We start from the raw sequence: 22877 nt of genomic DNA, 5'->3' as shown, positions 1-22877 counted from the left end.
ATTTGAATACTATGAAGAGAATAAGGAACCTATTCTGTCTCTCTTTACTTTTAGTTGCAGTCGGCTTACCTGCTGTCGCACAAACAAAACTTCATGTTCCCCTCCCTGATTCGATAACCACTGTTGGATATGCCACCGGACTTCGTAAAAATCTTTCTGGCCTGGTGGAAAGAATTACTGAAAATCAGATGAATAAAGACCAGATTACCAATCCGCTGGATGCCATCCGTGGACGGGTACCGGGATTGACGATTCTGAAAGGTTCGAATGGACCTGCTGCGCTGGACGCTGTCCGTCTGCGTGGCACTACCTCCCTGACTACTGGAAATGACCCGTTAATTATTGTAGACGGAGTTTTTGGTGACCTGAGTATGCTTACATCTATTTATCCGGCGGATATTGAAAGCTTTGTTATCCTGAAGGATGCTTCGGAAACTGCACAATACGGTTCGCGCGGAGCATCGGGTGTGATTGAGATTACTACAAAAAAAGGTGTCAGTGGGCGTACAAGCGTTAACTATAATGGAAGTTTCGGCATTGCCTCGAGTTATAAAACAGTGAGGATGCTCAATGGAAATGAATTCCGGACATTGGCCCAGGAGCGTGGCATCTCTATTTTGGATATGGGAAACAATACAGATTTCCAGAAAGAGATTGAGCAAACGGGATTACAGCATAATCATCATATTGCGTTTTCGGGAGGAACGAATACTTCCAATTATCGTGTTTCACTCGCTCTAATGAATCGTGAAGGAGTGATTGTCAATGAAAAGTTGCAGAACTTCACATCGAATATGAATATGACACAGTATGTATTCGATAATTTCCTTAAATGTGATCTTGGTATGTTTGGTTCCGTACAAAAGGAACGTAATCTGGTGAATCTGCACAAAGTATTCTATTCTGCTGCTTCGTATAATCCTACTTTCCCGAATCACAAGAATCCGGAGACCGGTAACTGGGATGGATATGCTCATGCCAGCCAGTTATCACATCCGTTGGCATGGATGGATGTGAAAGACAAGAATGCTACATCGCATATCAGTACGCATGCCCGGTTGACATTCAATCTGGCCGAAGCATGGAAACTGACTTTTTTCGGTTCCTATACATATAATGTAGTAGAAAATGCGCAGTATCTGCCAGTTGCTGTCTGGGCACAAGGGCAGGCATACAGAGGAGACAAGAAAATGGAATCATTGCTGGGCAACCTGATGCTGTCTTATAAAAAAGAATGGAGGAAACACTTCTTTGATGTTTTAGGACTGGCAGAGATACAGAAAGACAAATATTCCGGATTTTATACTACAGTTACAAATTTCAGTAATGACAAATTAGGTTATGATAATCTTCAGGGAGGTGCCATTCGTCCGTGGGATGGAACTAATTCCTACTACGAAGACCCTCGTTTGGTTTCTTTTATGGGGCGCGTGAATTATACATATGATGATCGATATATCCTTACGGTGAATGCCCGTGGGGATGCGTCTTCCAAGTTTGGCAGTAATCATAAATGGGGATTTTTCCCGGCTGTATCTGTTGCATGGGTAGTTAGTAAAGAGAAGTTTATGGAAAAACTTTCTTTTATCGATAATCTGAAAATCCGTGCAGGATATGGTTTGGCGGGCAATCAAAACGGCATTGATTCATATACTACGTTGAATTTGATGCGACCTAATGGTATTGCACCGGTAGGTTCTACACCTGTAGTCACAATGGATAAGTTGAGGAATACGAATCCGGATTTGAAGTGGGAAGTGAAGCAGACATTCAATGCCGGTATAGAAGTAGCTTTGCTGGGTAACCGATTGCTGCTGACTGCCAATTATTACAATTCCAAGACGAAGGACATGCTTTATCTTTATAACGTGAGTGTACCACCTTTTACTTATAATACTTTACTGGCAAACATTGGTTCTATGCGTAATTATGGAACAGAGCTATCTATCGGCATTACTCCGCTGAAGACCAAAGACATGGAACTGAATATCAATGCCAATCTGACTTTCCAGCAAAACAAATTACTTTCTCTTGACGGAAACTACCAGGGCGAACATATTTCAGCTACAGAATATAAGAGCCTCGCCGGACTGGATGGTGCTGGATTCCACGGTGGATACAATCATATTGTTTATCAGATTGTGGGTCAGCCTCTGGGTGCATTCTATCTGCCCCATTGTACAGGGCTGGTATCCGATGGAAATGGTGGATATACCTATCAGATTGCCGATCTGAATGGCGGTGGTGTCAGTCTGGAAGATGGTGAAGACCGTTATGTGGCAGGACAGGCTGTGCCAAAGACGATACTTGGTTCCAATATCAGTTTCCGTTATAAAGATTTTGATATATCGCTACAGATAAACGGTGCATTCGGCCATAAAGTGTACAATGGTACCTCATTGACTTATATGAATATGAACAGTTTCCCCGATTATAACGTCATGAAAAAAGCGCCTGCACAGAACATTAAAGACCAGACAGCTACGGATTACTGGTTGGAAGATGGCGATTACATTAACTTCGATTATGTTACGTTAGGCTGGAATGTTCCGTTGAAGAATACCCGTTACTTGCAGTCGCTCCGGCTGTCCCTGACTGTTAACAATCTGGCGACAATTTCAGGTTACTCAGGCTTAACGCCTATGATAAACAGTTCGTCTGTAAATGCTACTCTGGGAATAGATGATAAACGCAATTATCCTCTATACCGCATATATACTATCGGACTTAGTGTAAACTTCTAAACCTTAAAGCCATGAAACGTAATTCTATATTTTGTTCGTTTTGTATTTTAGTTGCCCTTTGCTGGGGAATGGCTTCGTGCGACGGTTTTCTGAAAGAAAAGTCTCGTGATGCACTGCCCGAAGAGGAAGGTTATAGTAATATCTCTGAACTCTATCTCAATGCAGTGGCATCCCTCTACAATTACATAGGTGGAAATGCTGATAGCCAGGGATTGCAAGGAACCGGCCGTGGTATCTATGACCTGAATACTTTTACCACTGATGAAGCCATTATGCCTACCCGAGGTGGCGACTGGTATGATGGTGGTTTCTGGCAAGGATTATTTCTACATAAATGGGGTGTAAACAATGATGCAATACAGGCCACCTGGGAATATCTTTATAAGGTAATTATGCTTAGTAACAACTCTCTGGAACATATAGAAACCTATGCTCTAACCCACTCTGATGCGGAACTCCCCGGCTATCGCGCCGAGGTACGTGCTTTTCGTGCAATGTACTATTACTATCTGATGGATCTGTTTGGACGTATACCACTGGTTTTACACTCCAATGTTGCTTCAAAAGATATAGTGTTGAGCGAGCGTAAGAATGTATTCGACTTTGTAGTCAGGGAATTACAAGAGGCCTCTCCACTCCTGCCCGCCCAGTTCAGCAACCGTTCCGGCAATTATTACGGACGTTTGACACGTCCTGTTGCATACTTTTTGCTGGCAAAGTTGGCACTGAATGCCGAAATTTACACAGACAATAACTGGACAGATGGTGTTCGTCCTGATGGAAAGAATATCTTTTTCGAAGTAGATGGCACTACATTAAATGCCTGGCAGACTGCAGAAACTTATTGTGATAAGATTACAGCGTTTGGCTATCGCCTCGAGCCGGATTATACAGCTAATTTTGCTGTATACAATGAGAGTTCCGTTGAGAATATCTTTACTATACCTATGAGCAAAACGCTGTACGCCAATCAGATGCAATATCTTTTCCGTTCACGCCATTATAATCATGCCAAAGCATTAGGGTTATCCGGTGAAAACGGATCGAGTGCTACCATTGAAGCCCTGCAGACCTTTGGATATGATACCGATCTACAAGACCCTCGTTTTGATTTCTGCTATTATGCAGGTATAGTCTACGATTTGAAAGGTAACGTTGTAAAATTGGATGATGGAACTGTTTTGGTTTACGAGCCGTGGAAAGTAAAGTTAGATATATCCGATGAACCTTACGAAAAGACTGCCGGCGCCCGAATGAAGAAATATGAGATTGATGATAAAGCAATGAAAGATGGTAAACTGATGGAAAATGATATTGTCTTATTCCGTTATGCAGATGTGTTATTGATGAAGAGTGAGGCTAAGGTTCGTGACGGGCGTGATGGAGATGAAGAACTGAACCAAGTGCGTACTCGTGTAGGAGCACCGGAACGTGTTGCTACTTTAGAAAATCTTCTTGCTGAACGTCAGTTGGAATTTGCATGGGAAGGTTGGAGACGCCAGGACCTAATTCGTTTCAGACAATTTACCCGTACTTACAGCAGTCGTCCGCAACTGCCTGATGAGGAAAACGGATATACTACCGTCTTCCCTATCCCAGAGAAAATCAGACAGATGAATCTGGGATGGGAGCAGCATCCGGGCTATTAAAGGAATGGATTGCAAAGTCGCTTCATTCTTTTGTGTTAATCACTTTATTTCCTATCTTTGCGGCTAAATAAAAAGAAACATGAAGTTTTCCGAACTACAACTGAATGATCAGGTGCTTGATGCACTGGAAGCCATGCGCTTCGACGAGTGCACACCTATACAAGAGAAATCCATCCCCGTTATACTTGAAGGCAGAGATTTGATAGCCGTAGCACAGACCGGAACTGGTAAGACAGCCGCTTATCTGCTGCCTGTATTGAATAAACTATCGGAGGGTAACCATCCGGAAGATGCTATCAACTGTATTGTTATGTCGCCTACGCGTGAGTTGGCACAGCAGATAGACCAGCAGATGGAAGGTTTTTCTTATTTTATGCCTGTCAGTAGTGTAGCTGTCTATGGTGGTAATGACGGAGTACTTTTTGAACAACAGAAAAAAGGGTTGATGCTGGGAGCTGATGTTGTAATCGCTACTCCGGGACGCTTGATTGCTCATCTTAGCTTGGGCTATGTTGATCTTTCGCGTGTTTCCTATTTCATTCTTGATGAAGCCGACCGTATGCTCGATATGGGATTCTATGACGACATTATGCAGATAGTGAAATACTTGCCCAAGGAACGGCAAACAATCATGTTTTCTGCCACCATGCCTGCCAAGATCCAGCAACTCGCTAACACTATCCTCAACAATCCTGCCGAAGTTAAGCTTGCCGTTTCCCGTCCTGCTGAAAAGATCGTACAGGCAGCGTATGTTTGTTACGAGAATCAGAAATTGGGTATCATTCGCAGCCTTTTTGCTGAGCAGACACCGGAACGCGTTATTATATTTGCTTCATCCAAACTGAAGGTAAAAGAGGTGACGAAAGCTCTAAAAATGATGAAGTTGAATGTGGGTGAAATGCATTCAGATCTGGAACAGGCTCAACGTGAGGAGGTGATGCATGAATTTAAAGCCGGACGTGTAAACATTCTGGTCGCTACAGACATTGTGGCACGTGGTATTGATATTGATGATATCCGTCTTGTGATCAACTACGATGTTCCCCATGATAGCGAAGATTACGTTCACCGTATTGGCCGTACAGCACGTGCTAATAATGATGGTGTTGCTTTGACTTTCATCAACGAAAAGGAGCAAAGCAATTTCAAGCAAATAGAGAATTTCCTGGAGAAAGAGATTTATAAGATAGCTGTACCCGAGGAGTTAGGCGAAGCACCTGAATACAAACCACGTAGTTATGATGGCAGAGGCAAGAGAAACTTCCGCTCGTCCAAGGGAGGCAGAAATACAAATAAAGGTGCTGGGAATAAGAAGAAAGGCGGAACTCCAAAAGGAAGAAATGGTAGAGCTCCTGAAAAGAAATAATGGTGAAGTTTTATTACTCCACCATTTTTATATGTAGCTCTTTATTAGCATCAATAGTCAGGTCCACAAGGTGGTAAACGGAGCTTTCCGGAATACGGAGCGTAGCTTCATAGTGATAGCCTTTTCCATTCACTCCCATGAAATCCATATCAGTAAGGATCATTTGGCTGAGTACTTCTTCCGGGAAGACAGTATGGAACATTTTCTTGGTTATATCTTGACCGTACAGTAAATTCTTGCCTTCATAGACACAGATATGAATCACATTGTCGTAGTATACATTATCGATACCAATTCCTTCATCTGAATAGGTAGTCCTGATTACCTTCATCTTGGAAGGATTAATATAGACGTATCCCCGATAACGTGTTCCTTTATACATTACCACACTATCCTTTTGCACCACTTCAGAGATAGTGGGAATGGCTTCCGCTTTCTGACTGGAGAATGACAGTGTATCTTCCGGGTTTTCTGACTTATGCAATTTCACGATTTCATCAGAAAGCGAATGGAACCAGAAACTGTATTCTGTCTGCCGGTCTATTTTATAAGCTATAGGGGTATTACCTCGTACATATATTGTGTCGCGAAGTACCTTGAAATAAACTGGAATATTTTGAGGGTCGACATAATAAATCGTATCACCGCTAATACGCATTAACGGCATATCCGTCTCGTCATCTATCCAGATACCTTGCAACATTTCCTTTGCGGTCAGATCTTCCTTGCTGGAAGTCTCTCCACTTTTGACGTTATTGCAAGATGTCAGCACAATAACGAGCACTATAGAAATAGTACCCCACTTTATCATAACTCCCTCTGTTTTATGTTCTTAATGTCCGATGCAATAATAAATAAATCCTTGCTCTTCCATTTCTTTTTTATCATAGATGTTGCGCCCGTCCAGCACTACAGCTCGTTCCATTGTTTTTTTGATAACTGCCCAGGACGGTAACCGGAACTCCTTCCATTCAGTAACCAGCATCAAAGCATCAGCATCAAGTACGGCATCATACATGTCTCTTGCATAGTAAATGCTCTCTCCTATCCGGCGGCGGCATTCGTCCATTGCAGCAGGATCGTAAGCGCGCACTTTACATCCGACTTTAAGTAATTTATCTATCAAGACCAGTGAAGGTGCCTCACGCATATCATCAGTTTCCGGTTTAAAAGCCAGCCCCCACAAAGCAATTGTTTTACCTTTCAGGTCATTGTCGAAATGCTTGCAAAGCTTATCAAAAAGGATACTTTTTTGCAGTTCGTTTACTTCTTCTACTGCATGCAACACACGCATTTGGTAGCCATTTTGTTCAGCGGTTTTAATGAGTGCTTTCACATCTTTTGGGAAGCAAGAACCTCCATAACCAATACCGGGATAGAGAAACTTACGACCAATACGGGTATCCGAACCAATACCGCTACGCACCATGTTCACATCCGCACCTACCAGTTCGCAAAGATTAGCTATGTCATTCATAAAACTGATGCGGGTGGCGAGCATTGAATTAGCTGCATATTTAGTCATCTCGGCAGATGGAATATCCATAAATATAACACGGAAATTATTCAGCAAAAACGGCTTGTAAAGCTTGCTCATCAGCTTTTTTGCACGTTCGGACTCTACTCCTACTACTACTCGGTCGGGACTCATGAAGTCATTAATGGCGTTACCTTCTTTTAGAAATTCCGGATTAGAAGCTACATCGAATTGAATGTTAATGCTTCGTTTATCCAATTCTTCCTGAATAGCAGCGCGTACTTTTTTAGCTGTGCCAACGGGAACTGTGCTTTTGGTAACTACCAATATGTACTTTTGCATATTCCGGCCAATAGTACGGGCAACTTCAAGTACATAACTAAGGTCAGCGCTTCCATCTTCATCAGGAGGAGTACCAACGGCACTGAAAATGACGTCCACTTCATTCAGGCAACTTTCCAGCGAAGTTGTGAAGTGTAGGCGTCCGGCTTTCACATTCCGGTTTACCATTTCTTCCAGACCACTCTCATAGATAGGAATGATACCTTTCTTCAGTGCTTCGATTTTCTCACTGTTCGTGTCTACGCAAATAACGTTGACACCAATTTCTGCAAAACAGGTTCCAGTCACCAGACCGACATATCCTGTACCGACAATAGCTATCTTCATACTCTTTATTCAAAATATACTGCATCCTTAAAAAGAGGAGCAGCTTTATCTTTAGGAGATAATAGTAAATGTTCTTCGGCAACCGGCCAGTCAATGCCTATCGTTTCATCATTGAAGCGGATGGATGCTTCTGCCTGTGGAGCGTACACATTATCCACTTTATACGTAAAAATAGCTTCGTCGCTTAATACCAGAAAACCGTGTGCAAAACCACGGGGAATGAAGAACTGGCGTTGGTTCTCTTCACTCAGTTCCACGCTGACATATTTGCCGAACGTCGGGGATGTCCGCCGCAGGTCTACTGCCACATCCAGAACTTTTCCTTTAATGACACGTACCAGTTTCGACTGGCAGTATTCTCCTTTTTGATAGTGTAGTCCGCGTAACACGCCGAAAGAGGATTTCGATTCATTGTCCTGAACGAAATGTACATCACCTATGTGCGCTTTAAAATCTTCCTCTTTAAAGGCTTCCATAAAATACCCGCGTTCGTCGCGAAACACTTTTGGCTCAATCAACCATACGCCATCAATTTCCGTCTGTATGTAATTCATTTCTTTAGAATATTTTTCGTACTTTCAACTGGCAACCTAAATTGTCGCCATATATCTCTCCGGTATCAAAAGCGATAGAAGCATTGAACCTCCATCCCTTCCATTTACGAGGAGTATAGATAATTGATGCAAAAGTAGAAAAATTTTCTAATATATCAGGTATAGGTTTGAAAGGAGTTCCCCAAGTTTTGTTATATGACAGTTTTGCGAGGTATGTCCATTCACTGCTGATGTCTCCACTCCAGCCTAAATGCATAGCTCGTACACGATTATATTTGAAGGTCATATCGCCATCTTTGTTGTAAATAGGAGAAGCTATCAACGGATTGGCCATGCTCATCCCCCAATGTACCCAACCGGGATACCAATCATTATTATAGTAGTCATCGGCTCCCCCTGTCTTCTTTACCTCACTGAAGTCTAACCCATGCATCGGACCACTTTGGTTGGTAGTTTGATAATATTCCAGAACGAAACCATTGATAGCTTGCTTATGATTGGATTTATACTCGACTCCCCACAATCCGTCAAATCCATTGAGCTTACCCATTCCGCTGAAATCATCATAATAGTTTTCCATATAGGCACTAATTGAGAAATCATTGTGACGATAGGTCATCCGGATATGCTCACTGCCCATAAAATTACCTTGATAAGCTATCTGTTCACCCTCCGGACTACTGTCATCTCCATGAGTCGGGATAAATACTTTGAAATAATCTTTCCAACTATTTCCCAAATCTCCTGCATCTATTCCGGCACTTTTGTAACCGCCAAATTGTACATCCAGGCTCATACCTAAATCCAGTTGCCATTTACCTTGTGGTACACCGATGCGGAGAAATCCACTCTTGTGATGGTATTTGATACTCTTGGTATACCAGAAATCTTCTCCAACCTTTTCTTCTTGGTATTTATTGTCAGTAAACCATCCGTATGATATTTCTGCTTTCAAGGCAAGGCGTGGCAGTATCTGTACATATTCAGGAAGGCCTATCCATACTTGCGGAATGGGTCTTGCATTTCCTGACCAGAGTAATCCTCCGCTACTTAATTCTCGGTTTAATAAAGGGGAATTAATCTCTTTACTACCAATAAGTAATCCTATCCATTTGTATCGAATATCTGCGTATGCCTGTTGCAAAACAAAGGTAGATGTAAATCCTGCAGCCACTGCCATATCCAGTCCACCTTCCAACCTCCATTGGCGGATTGTATCTGTATAGAAAGCACCACCTCTTAAGTAAGTATTATTGTCGATAGAGGAAAGCCCATGCTGATTACTTACTTGCCATAAAGGAGTATTATCGCCCGTGTGGACAGATGCTCCATATTCAACGAAAGATGAAACATTCTGTTGTTTCAGGCCATTTTGTGCTGTCATCACGGAGGATGCAGAGAAACAAAACAGGATTGTGAGTATGTAGCAGACTTTACGCATAGGCTTATCGAAATATGATTTTCGCTGTGCTCAGCATTATTCTTAGGTCTAATAAGAATGACCAATGCTCAATATACCATATATCATATTCCACTCTTTTCTTCATCTTGTCCAACTTTTCCGTTTCACCACGCAAGTTGTGTATCTGTGCCCAGCCCGTTATTCCCGGTTTAACCATAAGCCTTTTGTTGTATTCAGGAATAATATTGCAATATTGCTCCGTGTGTATCAGCATATGAGGACGTGGTCCTACTATAGACATATCTCCTTTGAGAACATTCCAAAATTGAGGTAATTCATCAAGACTGGTGATACGTAAGAAACGCCCAAGAGGAGTGATACGCGGATCTTCATGAGATGCCTGCTGTATATCAGCTTCACCATTTGGCAACATAGAACGGAATTTATAACAGGTAAATACTTTCCCATATTGTCCATGTCTTTTTTGTGAAAAGATTATTTTACCAGGCATCATTATTTTGATGCAACACCCAATAATGATATAAGCCAGTGGATATATAAGAATCAAAACTATCGATGCAAATATAATATCGAGAGTTCTTTTTATAAATTGGTTACCTTTCCGTTGCAGCGGAAAATTATATAATGGAGACTGTATATTCATTCTTAAAATATAGCGTACTTTGAATTATAGAACGGTAAACTTTTGCCTATATTGTTTTAGACAATTAAAGAATCATAGATTTCTTTAGTCTGTTGAGCAATGTGATGCCAACTATAAGATGATAGATCATAAGTAATCCGTTTGCTCTGAGATATTTCTATCTTTTCTTTTAGGGTGTGAAGCAAATTACTAAAATCGCCATTTCTGAAATAACATTCATCAGGCAGTCCTATTTCTTTGTTGGCAGGAATATCACTTGCCAGTACCGGGCAACCATAGCTCATCGCTTCAAGCAATGCAATAGGTAGACCTTCGTGGGTGGATGGCAATACAAATACTTTTGCATATGTATATAATTGTGCTAGTTTATCTCCTTTTATAAAACCTGTCAGGCAAATATTTTTCTGTTTCCAACATACTTCTTTTAGCTTTTGAGCATATTCATCTTGAAAGTCGGCATCTCCGGCTATTACTAATTTCATAGAAGGTGAAGAAAGTTGCGTGAAAGCTTCAACCAGTTGGTCTAAGTTTTTTTCTTTCACAAAACGTCCTACAGCCAAAACATATCCATATTCTGTCAAATCTAAACTTTCAAGATATTCTGTACCAATTACACGCGTTGGTACATTTACTCCATTGTGTATCAGCGTGACGTTTCTTTTTGCTGAATACTGATGATATATTATTTGCCGTATATGTTCTGATATTACAATTATATGATTGGCATAATAGACTCCTGCTCTTTCTCCCATACATAGTATCCACTTGGCAAAACGTCCCCATTTATCACGGTCATAATCGGGACCATGATGTGTTATCACGACTTTCATACCCAACAAACGCGCGACAGGAGTCATCAGAGCTGGTCCCACAGCATGAATATGAACGATGTCAGCTTTCACTTTGCGAGCATAAATCACAGCTTTAAAGGTATGAACAAAAGCTTCCAGGTGTTTGCTGCGGGGCGCGCTGATATCTTTAATAGCAACTTGTTTATAGATTTGTACAGAACGATCCACAGCATAGTTGGGACGACGAATGACGATGATCTCGTGTTGTTCATCCGCAATCAAGGGATAGAGTTCCTGACAATGTGTCTCTACCCCACCCTGTATGCCGGGAATACCTCTGGTACCTGTGACAACAATTTTCATTTTTCTTTATTCTCCAAGTTTATGGGATGTCCCAATAACGATTGTATTTTTTGATTTATTACCCATTTCATGGGAATTGCCACGTATTTCTTCATGACAGGGGCAGCAGTGCCTACCATCCAGCAATTTTTAGGGCAATTACGCACACAACTTCTGATGTGTTCAGCCTGTTCACTTCTCCATAGTTCTTCAAAGGAGGTCATAGTTCGGATATTTCCCATACTTTCTTTCCAGTATTTGCTTTCCAGTCCGTTACAGGGATAAACATCACCGTACGGATCTACAAAGAAGTTAACCAATCCAGCTTCGCAAGGGAGTAATCGTGGTTGCCCTTTTACATAATTGATTAGCCCCCAGTTAAAATATGCACGGAACCAAGATTTGGGATGCTTCTCTTTTAGTTGCCATTCTATCAGTTTACTGAAATTTCCACAAACTTCTGTTTGGTTAGTAATTGTGTTATCTGTTTTATGAAAATAATATGAATTATGTAAGGCGGCAGTTGCGAACTCCATTCCCAACGAACGTGACAATCTATATAGAGAAAGCATATCGGCGGAATTAGAATTAGATACCGTAATGCCGAAACCTATATCTTTCACTCCCATTTCTTTAAGACGTAATAAGGTGCGGAGCCCCTTATCAAAACCTCCTTTCCTCCCCCGGAGCTCATCATTTTTTAGAGACAGCCCTTCGATACTAATACGTATTCCTATTTTAGGAAATTTCTCGGCCAAACGAATGATTCGTTCTTCAAACCATCCCGAAGTAGATATAACAACACGGGGAGATTTGCGGAATGCGACTTCTACAATCTCTTCAAGATCTTCCCGGACAAATGGTTCTCCTCCTGTTATATTAATAAACTTAACTTTAGGAAGTCTTTCCATTTCCATAGGAGTTATCTCCTGGTGCTGATCTGTAGGATTTTGCCATATATTACACATCTGGCACTGCATCGGGCAGCGGTATGTAACGATGATACACATATCAGTAGGCAAACTTATAGCAGATTTCATGTATATATACTATTTATTAATTTACGAAAACATTATTTCTTATTCTACAATCTTAAGCCACTTTCGATAATATTGCTCACTAGAAAAACGTCGTAGTGAAGTGGCAGATAATTCATTTCGATTATTAGAGACAACCGTATCAAACATTTTAGTGATAAGTGCCGGCAATTCTTCATCTTGTGTAAAAAGAAGGTTACAGTTATCTGATTCTAATAATTCAGGTATTCCTCCAATATCTCGACCTAATACAGGAGTACCACAGCATAGAGATTCAATTACGCTGAGGGGATTATTTTCATACCAAATTGATGGAATAACAGTAAAGCACACTTTTCTTAGAAGATTTATAGTATCTTCCATTGTCAAGTGTCCAAGGAATACAATATTATTTGTAGTATATTTCTTCTTCAACTCTACTTCTAATGGACCGGTACCTGCAATATATAGTCTATAAGGTAGTTGGGATGCAGCCTTTAAAAGCGAATCAATTCCTTTTTCTCTTGAAAGCCGTCCTATATATGCATAAGCCTTCTCTTGTGCGGGATAAGTTGTATTTTTTATATATTCTGCTTGTTCTTCCCCTATAAAGTTACTAATAACTTGCAATTTATCTGCTGGATAACCTCCTTGCTGCATTTTCTTTGCCATAAAGTGACTGGGACAAATAAATATATCTGTCCATGCAGAAAGTTTATTCTTATTCCAATTTACGGCTTCTCCCCATGCTAATACACTTGCTAAAAGATTATTCTTCATACATTTACGAAGTATTATATTCGTTTTATTACTGAAGCAGGCCTCACAAATTTTTCCTTTGCAAAGACAATTATAGGTTGGACATATCAATTTGTAATCATGAAGTGTCCAGATCACTTTAATGCCCTGTTTCTGTGCAAGTTTGGCGATCAGAGGTGAAAGATAAGAATGAATATTATTTAAATGTACTATATCTGGATGAAAATCTTTCAATAATTTTTGGAACCCATTTTCTATTCCTGTTCCCCATAAGATACGTCTGGTAGCTTCAAATTTACCAGATAGCTTAGTAGAAGAAAAATTAATTTCTTTTGCATAAAAAAATCTATTCTCATTTTCTATGTTTTTTGAATGATCCATAGCATAGAAGCGAACGGTATGTCCCATTTTGCGCAACATCTGGCCAAGATTCAGGGTATGAATGCAATCTCCGCCTCGAAGATAAAGGAATTTATTGACAAGTAGAATCTTCATAGCTTATATATTCATTTAGACCACATTTTTAGTGGTTTTATAAAGGTACTATATGATAGTCTTGATTTTATCTTAATGCAATAGTAAAAACAACCATATAGATTAATGCATACAGATCTTGAGGCAAATTTATGGGCTAATTTATATATTATAAGCTGCTTCTCATTTTCAATACCTAAATCATTGAATAGCTTTAGCAAAGATTGAAAATATGAATGTCTTCTTCTTATAAATTTAAACACCTTAAATATTTTTTTCTCTCTCTTGGGGCTAAGAAGTGTCATAGAGTGATCGTGTCTTCGCCAAAAAACTAAAGGGCAAGGAATGTAGATTATACTATTGCGATATGACGCTGAAATAGCTAACCACCAATCGTAGTAAACATCAAAGTTCCATTCATGAATTTCATTGATAAATTCCTTCTTTACCAACATTCGGTGTCCTGATACTACATTATTAAACATGATATCTTCAATACTATTTTCTGGTATATATGAGTCAAATTCAACACTTTGCTCTTTATTATAAGGAATGAGCATTCCAGAGAAAGGTATAGCATCACTATAGGCAAGTACATGAGTTCCTATTTCTCTCATCATTATTTCTATTTTCTCAGGAAACCATATGTCATCTTGATCTGATATAGCGATATAGTTGCCAGATGCAGTATCCATTAATCGCTTAAAATTATAATTGACTCCATGCTTGCCATTCGATGATATGATTTTAATATTCCCATATTTACATGCATAATCATTTAAAATGCTCATCGTATTATCCGCACTTCCGTCATCTCCTATTAGTATTTCATAAATAGGGTAAGTTTGGGCAAGGATAGAATCTATTTGCTCTTTTATATATTTTTCGCCATTATAGGATGCAAGTATGACCGATACGGTTTTCATTATGAAGTAAAATATTATAAAGTTTACTGGTATATAGTTCTTTTGAGCACTCTGATCTTAGTTTGTTATACAACGCTTTTCCTTTCGCTTTAGCAATGTCAGGGTGTTGCAAATGATACTCTATCTCTTTTCTAAATTGGTCAATATTGTTTTCACAAAGTACTCCTGTTTTGTTATCAATATATTCCTTGGTTACTGGAGTGGATGTTGTTATGACTGTTTTCTGTTGCGATGCAGCCTGGAATATAACAATGAGTCCTGCAGGTGCATCAGTATTAAGTGGAAGCATTACAATGGATGACTCTTGTAGCAATTTATTAAACTCAACCAATGATACATTCCCCAAAATGTGTATATTATCGGATATTTTAATTTTTGAATAATATTTTTGAATAAAAGTGGGCATAACCAAAGTAAATTGTACATTCGGCATACTTTGACCAATTTTTATAGCTAACTCCCAATCTCTACCATTATTTCCTCCACAAAATACTTTGGTTCCATAGTTTTTATATTCTGTTTCTTCCTTTTCGTCAAAAGGATAGACATCATGCAAAAGCATATATGAACTTTTAATTCTTAGTTGACTATTTAGTGCTTCACCATATTCTAGGGATGTTACTGTGGCTTCTACATTATTTGCTTGTAATGCTGATTTATATAAGTATGATACAATTTTATTTTTGAAAGTCGGTTTGTTTTTCAATAAGAGATTCAGAATTATGATTCTTCTTTCTGTCCAAAGTAGTTTACATACCCCCCAAAAGATAATACCCTGAAAATCATACCAAAATATTAATGTGTCGCCAGAAGAAGACTTTAGAATAGCATTCAATACTCCTTTTAGCCATGCAATCCATTTATATTTGCTATCTGGAGAATATATTTCTTCTATGTCGACTCCCTTTTTTCTCAGTGCTTCGACTATATATCCATTATTATCATGGAAATTATCAAAAACAATATAGTTCATATATTCTCAAATTATAAATGATGTATTTTCTTCTCTAATCGTTTCTGTAAATAGAGCCATATTATCAATGTGGTAAGCATTTCGATGAATATGTATACAAAAGCATATCCGTTTTCTTGCCAATAATAAATGGAGACGGCATACATTATACAAGATATGATATTTACAAATACCATAATACTAATATATTGCCGAATATATCCCTGCGTGAAAAATACTTTCATATAGGCTAAACTCATAGCTGTAAAAGGCATACTGAATGTTAGTAAACCGATAAGATGAGATAGTTTATTTCCTGCTTCGATAGGCATTTTCCCTAATCCAAAAAGAGTTTCGGCAATGAAATCACGTAATAAGAATATTACTAGTGATGTAAACAAAGTGAGTAAGAATAAGCGAATTGCTATCTGAGAAGCTGATTGGTAGATTTCATTTTCTTTCCTATTGCTTTTTAAATTATTGAGTTTTATTTGTAGTACTGCTGTAAATTGTTGTATCCATGCTAAAGGAGCCTGGATGAATTTTTGTGCATAATTGATTATGGTTATGACTCCCGGTTGATAATAGGATAACAAATACATAGGAAAAGTAGAAGAAAAAATGACCACTCCCTGATTAATAGCTAGTCCAGTTATGGATTTCCATTGGGAGGAAATAACAGAAAAATCAACTAAAAAGAACTTCCACTGTAACTTCCTCCTCATGAGAATAATTAGTATTATTATATTAATTACACTGGCTATACAGCTTCCATATATCATAGATACGACACCTATTGTATTATTAAATAATAGTAAAGCAAAGATAATTCCTCCATTCAGTAACAAATTGCAAACTAAAGGTAAAGAAAAAAATTTGAATGAAACTAATATTTCTGTCAGATACAGATTGGTGGCCATAAGTATCATCAATATAAGAGATGCATAATAAATAGATATGTATTTTTTTATCTCATCTGTTGGGAAATTGGTTATTAATTCCGGTACTTTATCTCCTCCAAGACTTACAAGAAATATGAGTAAGAAAATAATAAAGATAAAGCTATACATAAAAGCATTCAGATATTTCATTTCAGCTTTTGTAGAAATAGAATGTCGTAATAGCATAGATTGTGGTATGAGGATTGAAGTTGTAATTGTCTGTATCATTCCTCCTATCATTATTACCAGATTAAATAAATAGAAATATAAGTCAGTTCCGGTATTGGCACCAAAATAATAAGCAATCAGTAAATGTTGCATAAATGCCACCCCTTTAGCCAGCACACTAAAGAAAGATGAATGAATGGCACCTTTTTTATATGTTTCGCTGTTCAACTTCATCTTTTCTTATTATCATGAGGGCTAATATTATCAAAATAAATAATCCGCGATTATGTGTAAAAGTGGAGTCTGCTATACCCTCAATAAGAAAGAATATAAAGATCATCCAGATACAGGTACTCTTTTGTATGTTTTGGGAAGCTGATTTCCGGATAATTGTATACCAGAAAAAAAAGTATAATATAGCTCCAATTATTCCAAACTGGGCTAATTCCGGATAAAAAGCATCGCAAATAAAAATAGGCATATTCTTTGATAACCCCCATATATGGTTAAGTCCATACATTTCGTAAATAGGAGAATAATATTCAGCTGATGCAAAAGTACCAAAACTTCCTAGTCCACATCCAAATGGGAAATAGTCATAAAAAATTTGTCCAGATGTAAATAACATGGCAGGCCGACTCCACATTTCGCGGGAATTCATCATTCCATCGACATAATAAATTATTATTTTCTCTTTGGCAAACCAAATGGCGAGTAGACATATAAGGATACCTGCTGCAATACTTTTCCAGTTTAAGCGCATCTGGCCGCCTAATTTAGTAAATACTATAAGGCTGATAGCCACTACCCAAAAACCGTAAAATTTAGCTCGGGTAGAGAAAAAGCCTATGGTTAGCAAAAATAGGAATATAAGGATATCACTCCATTTATAAGTGCTGCAATAAAGAAATAAAAAAGCGGTAGCAATAGCCGCAGTTGCAAAACGGGAAGGATGTCCAAACACGAAATCAATTTGACCTGATAACCCAACAATAATCAATAATCCTCCTACTATTAAACAAAGAATGCTGATAAAGTATTTTTGAGAAGATGAAAGCTGTGGAGCAATTAGGTAGGCACAATAAAATCCGAGAAAAGGTTTTATCTGAATGAGTAAATCTGTAAGAATGGCTTTCGGAATATTACTCTGTATTATAAATGAATAAATGGTATAAAAAAAGAAGATGAAAACAACAATCGTCACAGGAATCAGCTCTTTCCATGCTTTTCTTTCCCAAACCACAATGCCTGCAAATAAACATAGGAAAAGTGCCATTAATTCATCAGTATATTTAAATTCTATGAAATCATATAAGATGACACCAAAGATGTAGCCTGCCACAAGAAAGGCAAAGAATAAATTGTTTTTTGAGCAGACTAGCTGTGAAAGCATGAGATTATCTTTTTGTAAAAACGAATACTTTCAAATAAATACTAATTAAGGAAAGGATGCAAGCTATTATAAAAGCTATTGCCAATACAATCAATTTCTTGGGAAAAACGGGTTTTGCCGAACAATAAGCAGCATCCACTATTCTTCCAGCTTGTTCATCTGGAGAGTTTATCAAACTCTTTTCTTGTAATTTTTGCATGAGGAACAGGTAAATCGTTTCCTTGATTTTCTGTTGGCGTTTCATCTCAATATATTCTCGTTCCTGTGTGGGCAGTTCACTCAGTTGACTGTTGAATATATGATTTTTCTTGTTGAGTTCATTTAGACTGGCTTTGATGCTATTTCGAGTTGCAGCGATTGTTTCCAACAACATTTTACGTTGTTCTGCCAATTGTTTATCGGCAAGCAATAAGGCTGGATTCCCTTTTTCAGAAGCAAGTAGTAGACGTTCACGGTCAAGTACTAATTGATTATACAAAGCGATAGATTTCTCTCCTATTCCCTCAAAGGCAGGAATAGAAGCATATTCATTTTCTGGATTTTGCATATATTCCACTACATAATCCATCATTTTTATACGTGCTTCAATTTCTAAAATCACACTTTCTAATTCTTGTTTTCCTGTCATGGCAACCTTGGCATACAGTGTGGGTTCTGGAATGTTATTCAGTTTCTTGTAAGTTTCAATTTTATGTTCCAGATAGGCAAGTTCCGTAGTGATTGTATCCAAGCGACTTCTTACAAATTGGGCGTTAAGTTCCGCTTCTTGTACTTTTACATTTCTTGAGTATTGATTGAAAACAGACATTAATTCATTCAGAAAATCACGTCCACGCTGTTTGTTTTCGTTGTCAAAACTCAATAATATGATATCAGAAATAGTTTCTTCTGCCCCAGCTGTTATCTTTTTATATAGATCTTCATAAACTTTTTGCAACGGAGTGATCTTTATATTGAATGTTTGTTTGTCAAAAGTTGAAATCTCACTATTGGGAGCAAGCATTATTGTACCAACCGGAAGCTGTAAGCGACAAGGTAAAGATTGATCTTGCACTTTCATGGTTTCAAATAGCTCTGATTGAATTTTTGCTGACTGCATCATTCCATTTGATAATGTCATTTTTATCTTTACCGGTTCACTGATAGTATCTAAAAACTGTTCAGGAAAAAGAACGGTAAAGGGGACATCTTTTCCATAAAGTAATACTTTCTTCAAACCACGTTGTTGCCGTATCTCCATTTGGTAATTAGTTTGAAGAATGGCTTTGGTCATGTTAGTACGTGATGTTAGTACAATAATCTCATCTTCTATACTAATGCCTGAAGTACTACCCCCAAGTAATGCACTAATACCACTGGTTTTTAACATTTTCAACTCAGACATCATACCATGGTTGTTGCCAATTAGTCGCATCCGAGCAGTAAATTCATATTCTTTAGGTGTGACTATCAGAAAGCATATAGCGGTAATCAGACAGATAATTCCAATGGGTATGTAGATCTTCCAATAGCAAAGAAACTGTTTTAATAGCTTTCCAATATGTATATTTTCGTCATTCATAAACAAAAGAGGTTATTTTACTAACAATGCGATACCTAGTGATGCTAATACAGATAAAGCGCTAATTATAGTTGAAGCCAATGATACGTTAAACTGCCCATTTTGACTATATTTCGCATTTCCTTTTCGTGCTTTGTTTGGTTCTACATAGAGAACATCATTTTGCTGCAAATAGTAATAAGGAGATGTTAGCATTTCTGCAGAAGTAAGGTCAAAACGATGATATTCTTTTAGTCCATTATTATCGCGAATTAGTAGCACATTGGTGCGATTTCCATAAATTGTCAAGTCACCTGCCATGCCAAGAGCATCAAGTATAGATAAGCGCTCATTAGGTACATTTACGGTTCCTGGTTTGTTTACTTCTCCTAATACAGAGACTTTAAAGTTCCGTATTTGTATTGTAACAATTGGAGATTTTACATAGGCAGAAATCCTTTTAGTCATCATATCGGTAAGTTCGCTACGTGTCATTCCACCAACTTGAAGTTTACCTAATACTGGAAAGTCAATTTCTCCATGTGAATTGACCAGATATGTATGAAGTACAGGTGTGGAGGTCACATTTGTTTCTCCAGGTGCCAGATAGCTGGCAAGTGGTATGTTGAATGTGGCGACTGCATTAGGGTCCATACCTGATACAGTTATGGATAATTGGTCATCGGGAGCTATACGCGGAGTATAATTCACAGCTTTTCCTGTAGTAACTGCCGATTGGTTATTCAAATCCTGAAAATAGGTGATGTTATTAGTCGTCGTTTTGCACGACGTCAATAATATAATAGTAAAAGCAAATATCAGCGTTTTAATCTTCATCGTATATTTTTATATTTTATAGATTGATCGGTTGCAAAAATAGCTTTCTTATGCCAATAAACGTTAGTTTTATGAGTTTATTGTTGAATTGTCTATTATTTGTGCATTAATGCTCCAAGGTAGAATATAGTATTTTCGTGTAGGTATTAACGAATTAGCTGGCTTTTATTCAAAGAAAGCATTGTGTTATTCCATATTGTTGATAAGTTGTTGAAAGAAAAATGCCCTGAAACTGGCTTATATCCGAGATTTCCGTTACTTTTGTACCATGATTGAATTGGCACAACATATAGAAACTTTGTTATTGGAAAATGACTGCGTCATTGTTCCGGGTTTGGGAGGATTTGTTGCTCATTATGCTCCGTCTACGAGAGTGAAAGAAGAGAATATTTTCCTGCCTCCTACCCGTATCATCGGTTTTAACCCACAACTGAAGATGAATGACGGTTTGCTGGTTCAATCTTATATGTCTGTATATGGAACCAACTTTTCTGATGCTACCAAGATGGTAGAACGTAAAGTGAATGAATTGATTTCTGTTTTACACGAAGAAGGTAAGGTTGATTTGCCCAATGTTGGCGAAGTACGTTATACGATTCATAACACTTTCGACTTCGCACCATACGATAATAAAATCACAACTCCCTATTTATACGGCTTGGATGCATTTGAAATGAAGGAATTATCTGCTTTGGGAAAGCCACAGGCAGAAAAGGCTGTTTCTTATTCAATGCCTACTGTTGTTAAGGAAGAAAAGCGTACTTTCGCAATCAAAATTAATCGTGCATATCTGACAAATGCTGCTGCAGTAGTAGCTGCTATAGTGCTTTCTTTCTTTTTTTCTACTCCGATAGAAAATACAGAAGTGATAGAGGAAAACTATGCAAAATTACTTCCGGATGAATTATTTGAAAAAATAGAAAAACAATCTCTGGCCATTACACCGATTGTTGTAAAGCAGAATACTCCTACACGCAAATCTGCAACAGATAAACAAGCCGGAACTAAGAAAGTTGTAGCTCCTGTTGCTGTCAGAGAAGTTAAGGTTGGCAAAACACCAGCTGTTGCTTCTGAAACAAAAGTGAAGGAAGAAGCCTCCCATTCAGCTACAACGACTGAAGCTCCCAAGCAGAATGTACAGCCTGCTACAGCTAAACCGGTTATTGCAACTCCTAAAAGACCTTATCATATTATCATTGCCAGCGTTGGAACTGAACAAGATGCAGAAACAATGGCTGCTCAGTTGATTTCTAAAGGTTTTAAGGGTGCAAAAGCGATTGTCGGTGATGGTAAAATGCGTGTTAGCATTGAATCTTGCGGGACGGAAGTAGAGGCCTATCAAGCATTGGCTAGAATTCGCCAGGATGAAACATATAAGAATGCTTGGGTTTTGAAGAAGTAGGAAGCATTTACTTTGCTTTAATTTTTAATTCTTTAATTTGTAATTGTCATGAAGCGTATCCGTTGCCCTAAATGTGAGAACTATCTTTTATTTGATGAAACAAAATATAGCGAAGGCCAATCTTTGGTTTTCGTTTGTGAGCATTGTGGTAAGCAATTTAGTATTCGTCTGGGAAAAACCAAAATGCGTGCTCCTCAAAAAGAAGAACGTCCTGACGAAGAAGAATTCAAGGATGCTTTCGGTAGCATTACGGTGATTGAGAATGTATTCGGATTTAAGCAAGTGTTACCTTTGCAGGAGGGCAATAATGTGATTGGGCGTCGTTGTGTTGGTACTAATATCAATACTCCCATTGAAACTTCGGATATGAGTATGGATCGTCGTCACTGCATTATTAACGTGAAGCGCAATAAGCAAGGCGTGCTTGTTTATACTCTGCAGGATGCTCCCAGTCTGACCGGAACTTTCCTGAATAATGAAATACTAGGAAATAAAGATCGCATTCGCATTGAAGACGGAGCCATTGTTACCATTGGAGCTACGACGTTCATTTTGCGTACGGCGGAATAGTTGGCCCATTCATTCTGCGGCAGAAGCTTTGATGCTAACTGAATAGCAACTAGGCTTCACTTTACTTTACCTCATTGATTTTGTGTATTTGCAGTAACTCTGAAAAGGTGTCAACCTTGGTTAACAACTCTATCAACCTTGGTTGACGAGCCTGTTAACCAAGGTTGATAGGCCTGTTAACCAAGGTTGATAGCTGATAATTCCTAAGGCTGAACAGGATCTTCCTTAAGACAGAATAATA

General features: G+C 38.4%; 19 protein-coding genes. 5 read left to right on the top strand and 14 right to left on the bottom strand.

All coding sequences use genetic code 11. The features are described from left to right. Positions 1–11 precede the first annotated feature (11 nt). The 3 genes from BWI44_RS15585 to BWI44_RS15575 all read left to right on the top strand — a co-directional run bounded on the left by BWI44_RS15585 (position 12) and on the right by BWI44_RS15575 (position 5759). The gene (locus BWI44_RS15585) at positions 12–2744 is read left to right on the top strand and encodes a SusC/RagA family TonB-linked outer membrane protein (protein WP_286814969.1); all 2733 of its coding nucleotides are present in this window, start codon (positions 12–14) and stop codon (positions 2742–2744) included. Positions 2745–2755: 11 nt separating this feature from the next. Beyond that, positions 2756–4393, top strand: a complete 1638-nt coding sequence (locus BWI44_RS15580) for a RagB/SusD family nutrient uptake outer membrane protein (protein WP_394368919.1) — start codon at positions 2756–2758, stop codon at positions 4391–4393. A 79-nt stretch (positions 4394–4472) separates the two neighbouring features. Continuing rightward, entirely contained in the window at positions 4473–5759 is a 1287-nt protein-coding gene (locus tag BWI44_RS15575; protein ID WP_007662596.1) for a DEAD/DEAH box helicase, read from the top strand. A 13-nt stretch (positions 5760–5772) separates the two neighbouring features. On the opposite strand, the gene BWI44_RS15570 is transcribed toward BWI44_RS15575, so the two are convergent. The 14 genes from BWI44_RS15570 to BWI44_RS15505 all read right to left on the bottom strand — a co-directional run bounded on the left by BWI44_RS15570 (position 5773) and on the right by BWI44_RS15505 (position 20664). Beyond that, positions 5773–6570 (bottom strand): DUF4738 domain-containing protein, encoded by a 798-nt coding sequence (locus tag BWI44_RS15570; RefSeq protein WP_118216915.1) that lies wholly within the window; start codon positions 6568–6570, stop codon positions 5773–5775. 21 nt (positions 6571–6591) lie between these two features. Next, the gene (locus tag BWI44_RS15565) at positions 6592–7905 is read right to left on the bottom strand and encodes a UDP-glucose dehydrogenase family protein (RefSeq protein ID WP_007662606.1); all 1314 of its coding nucleotides are present in this window, start codon (positions 7903–7905) and stop codon (positions 6592–6594) included. 5 nt (positions 7906–7910) lie between these two features. Continuing rightward, positions 7911–8459: a dTDP-4-dehydrorhamnose 3,5-epimerase gene (gene rfbC, locus BWI44_RS15560; protein WP_007662608.1), complete on the bottom strand. Its 549-nt coding sequence runs from the start codon at positions 8457–8459 to the stop codon at positions 7911–7913. Positions 8460–8463: 4 nt separating this feature from the next. Then, positions 8464–9843, bottom strand: coding sequence for a capsule assembly Wzi family protein (locus BWI44_RS15555; RefSeq protein WP_195209463.1), 1380 nt, complete (start codon positions 9841–9843; stop codon positions 8464–8466). 61 nt (positions 9844–9904) lie between these two features. Beyond that, positions 9905–10525: an exopolysaccharide biosynthesis polyprenyl glycosylphosphotransferase gene (locus BWI44_RS15550; protein ID WP_007662612.1), complete on the bottom strand. Its 621-nt coding sequence runs from the start codon at positions 10523–10525 to the stop codon at positions 9905–9907. A 56-nt stretch (positions 10526–10581) separates the two neighbouring features. Continuing rightward, entirely contained in the window at positions 10582–11679 is a 1098-nt protein-coding gene (locus BWI44_RS15545) for a glycosyltransferase family 4 protein (RefSeq protein WP_195209413.1), read from the bottom strand. Further along, positions 11676–12698: a radical SAM protein gene (locus BWI44_RS15540; RefSeq protein ID WP_195209414.1), complete on the bottom strand. Its 1023-nt coding sequence runs from the start codon at positions 12696–12698 to the stop codon at positions 11676–11678. The genes BWI44_RS15545 and BWI44_RS15540 overlap by 4 nt, the downstream gene beginning before the upstream one ends. Before the next feature lie 39 nt (positions 12699–12737). Next, on the bottom strand, positions 12738–13928 hold the full coding sequence (locus BWI44_RS15535) for a glycosyltransferase (protein ID WP_195209415.1): 1191 nt from the start codon (positions 13926–13928) through the stop codon (positions 12738–12740). A gap of 11 nt (positions 13929–13939) precedes the next feature. Further along, positions 13940–14833: a glycosyltransferase gene (locus BWI44_RS15530; RefSeq protein ID WP_007662616.1), complete on the bottom strand. Its 894-nt coding sequence runs from the start codon at positions 14831–14833 to the stop codon at positions 13940–13942. Further along, the gene (locus BWI44_RS15525) at positions 14799–15806 is read right to left on the bottom strand and encodes a glycosyltransferase (protein ID WP_195209416.1); all 1008 of its coding nucleotides are present in this window, start codon (positions 15804–15806) and stop codon (positions 14799–14801) included. Before BWI44_RS15525 ends, BWI44_RS15530 begins: the two co-directional genes overlap by 35 nt. 11 nt (positions 15807–15817) lie before the next feature. Next, positions 15818–17128, bottom strand: coding sequence for a lipid II flippase MurJ (locus tag BWI44_RS15520; RefSeq protein ID WP_195209417.1), 1311 nt, complete (start codon positions 17126–17128; stop codon positions 15818–15820). Next, a complete protein-coding gene (locus tag BWI44_RS15515; protein WP_007662619.1) occupies positions 17103–18287 on the bottom strand; it encodes a hypothetical protein in 1185 nt (394 codons plus the stop codon). The genes BWI44_RS15520 and BWI44_RS15515 overlap by 26 nt, the downstream gene beginning before the upstream one ends. A 4-nt stretch (positions 18288–18291) precedes the next feature. Then, positions 18292–19848: a GumC family protein gene (locus BWI44_RS15510; protein ID WP_021967696.1), complete on the bottom strand. Its 1557-nt coding sequence runs from the start codon at positions 19846–19848 to the stop codon at positions 18292–18294. 12 nt (positions 19849–19860) lie between these two features. Beyond that, on the bottom strand, positions 19861–20664 hold the full coding sequence (locus BWI44_RS15505) for a polysaccharide biosynthesis/export family protein (RefSeq protein ID WP_007662622.1): 804 nt from the start codon (positions 20662–20664) through the stop codon (positions 19861–19863). Positions 20665–20932: 268 nt separating this feature from the next. Here BWI44_RS15505 and BWI44_RS15500 point away from each other — a divergent pair, with 268 nt between their 5' ends. Next, positions 20933–22066 carry an HU domain-containing protein gene (locus tag BWI44_RS15500; protein WP_195209419.1) on the top strand — a complete coding sequence of 378 codons (1134 nt, stop codon included), beginning with the start codon at positions 20933–20935 and terminating at the stop codon, positions 22064–22066. A gap of 48 nt (positions 22067–22114) precedes the next feature. Beyond that, positions 22115–22636: an FHA domain-containing protein gene (locus BWI44_RS15495; protein WP_007662631.1), complete on the top strand. Its 522-nt coding sequence runs from the start codon at positions 22115–22117 to the stop codon at positions 22634–22636. Positions 22637–22877 lie beyond the last annotated feature (241 nt).

The sequence above is a fragment of the Bacteroides sp. Phil13 genome (assembly GCF_001940965.1).
Taxonomy (GTDB): domain Bacteria; phylum Bacteroidota; class Bacteroidia; order Bacteroidales; family Bacteroidaceae; genus Bacteroides; species Bacteroides intestinalis.
The sequence above is the reverse complement of the archived record's forward strand: the minus strand, read 5'-3'. Positions and strand labels throughout refer to the sequence as shown.

Bases quoted from the DNA above. Each gene is read 5' to 3' on its own strand.
- BWI44_RS15530 (WP_007662616.1), bottom strand. From the start codon at position 14,833: ATGAAAACCGTATCGGTCATACTTGCATCCTATAATGGCGAAAAATAT.
- BWI44_RS15495 (WP_007662631.1), top strand. From the start codon at position 22,115: ATGAAGCGTATCCGTTGCCCTAAATGTGAGAACTATCTTTTATTTGAT.
- BWI44_RS15555 (WP_195209463.1), bottom strand. From the start codon at position 9,843: ATGACAGCACAAAATGGCCTGAAACAACAGAATGTTTCATCTTTCGTT.
- BWI44_RS15575 (WP_007662596.1), top strand. From the start codon at position 4,473: ATGAAGTTTTCCGAACTACAACTGAATGATCAGGTGCTTGATGCACTG.
- BWI44_RS15580 (WP_394368919.1), top strand. From the start codon at position 2,756: ATGAAACGTAATTCTATATTTTGTTCGTTTTGTATTTTAGTTGCCCTT.
- BWI44_RS15500 (WP_195209419.1), top strand. From the start codon at position 20,933: ATGATTGAATTGGCACAACATATAGAAACTTTGTTATTGGAAAATGAC.
- rfbC (WP_007662608.1), bottom strand. From the start codon at position 8,459: ATGAATTACATACAGACGGAAATTGATGGCGTATGGTTGATTGAGCCA.
- BWI44_RS15545 (WP_195209413.1), bottom strand. From the start codon at position 11,679: ATGAAAATTGTTGTCACAGGTACCAGAGGTATTCCCGGCATACAGGGT.
- BWI44_RS15505 (WP_007662622.1), bottom strand. From the start codon at position 20,664: ATGAAGATTAAAACGCTGATATTTGCTTTTACTATTATATTATTGACG.
- BWI44_RS15525 (WP_195209416.1), bottom strand. From the start codon at position 15,806: ATGAACTATATTGTTTTTGATAATTTCCATGATAATAATGGATATATA.
- BWI44_RS15585 (WP_286814969.1), top strand. From the start codon at position 12: ATGAAGAGAATAAGGAACCTATTCTGTCTCTCTTTACTTTTAGTTGCA.
- BWI44_RS15510 (WP_021967696.1), bottom strand. From the start codon at position 19,848: ATGAATGACGAAAATATACATATTGGAAAGCTATTAAAACAGTTTCTT.
- BWI44_RS15570 (WP_118216915.1), bottom strand. From the start codon at position 6,570: ATGATAAAGTGGGGTACTATTTCTATAGTGCTCGTTATTGTGCTGACA.
- BWI44_RS15535 (WP_195209415.1), bottom strand. From the start codon at position 13,928: ATGAAGATTCTACTTGTCAATAAATTCCTTTATCTTCGAGGCGGAGAT.
- BWI44_RS15515 (WP_007662619.1), bottom strand. From the start codon at position 18,287: ATGCTTTCACAGCTAGTCTGCTCAAAAAACAATTTATTCTTTGCCTTT.
- BWI44_RS15520 (WP_195209417.1), bottom strand. From the start codon at position 17,128: ATGAAGTTGAACAGCGAAACATATAAAAAAGGTGCCATTCATTCATCT.
- BWI44_RS15550 (WP_007662612.1), bottom strand. From the start codon at position 10,525: ATGAATATACAGTCTCCATTATATAATTTTCCGCTGCAACGGAAAGGT.
- BWI44_RS15565 (WP_007662606.1), bottom strand. From the start codon at position 7,905: ATGAAGATAGCTATTGTCGGTACAGGATATGTCGGTCTGGTGACTGGA.
- BWI44_RS15540 (WP_195209414.1), bottom strand. From the start codon at position 12,698: ATGAAATCTGCTATAAGTTTGCCTACTGATATGTGTATCATCGTTACA.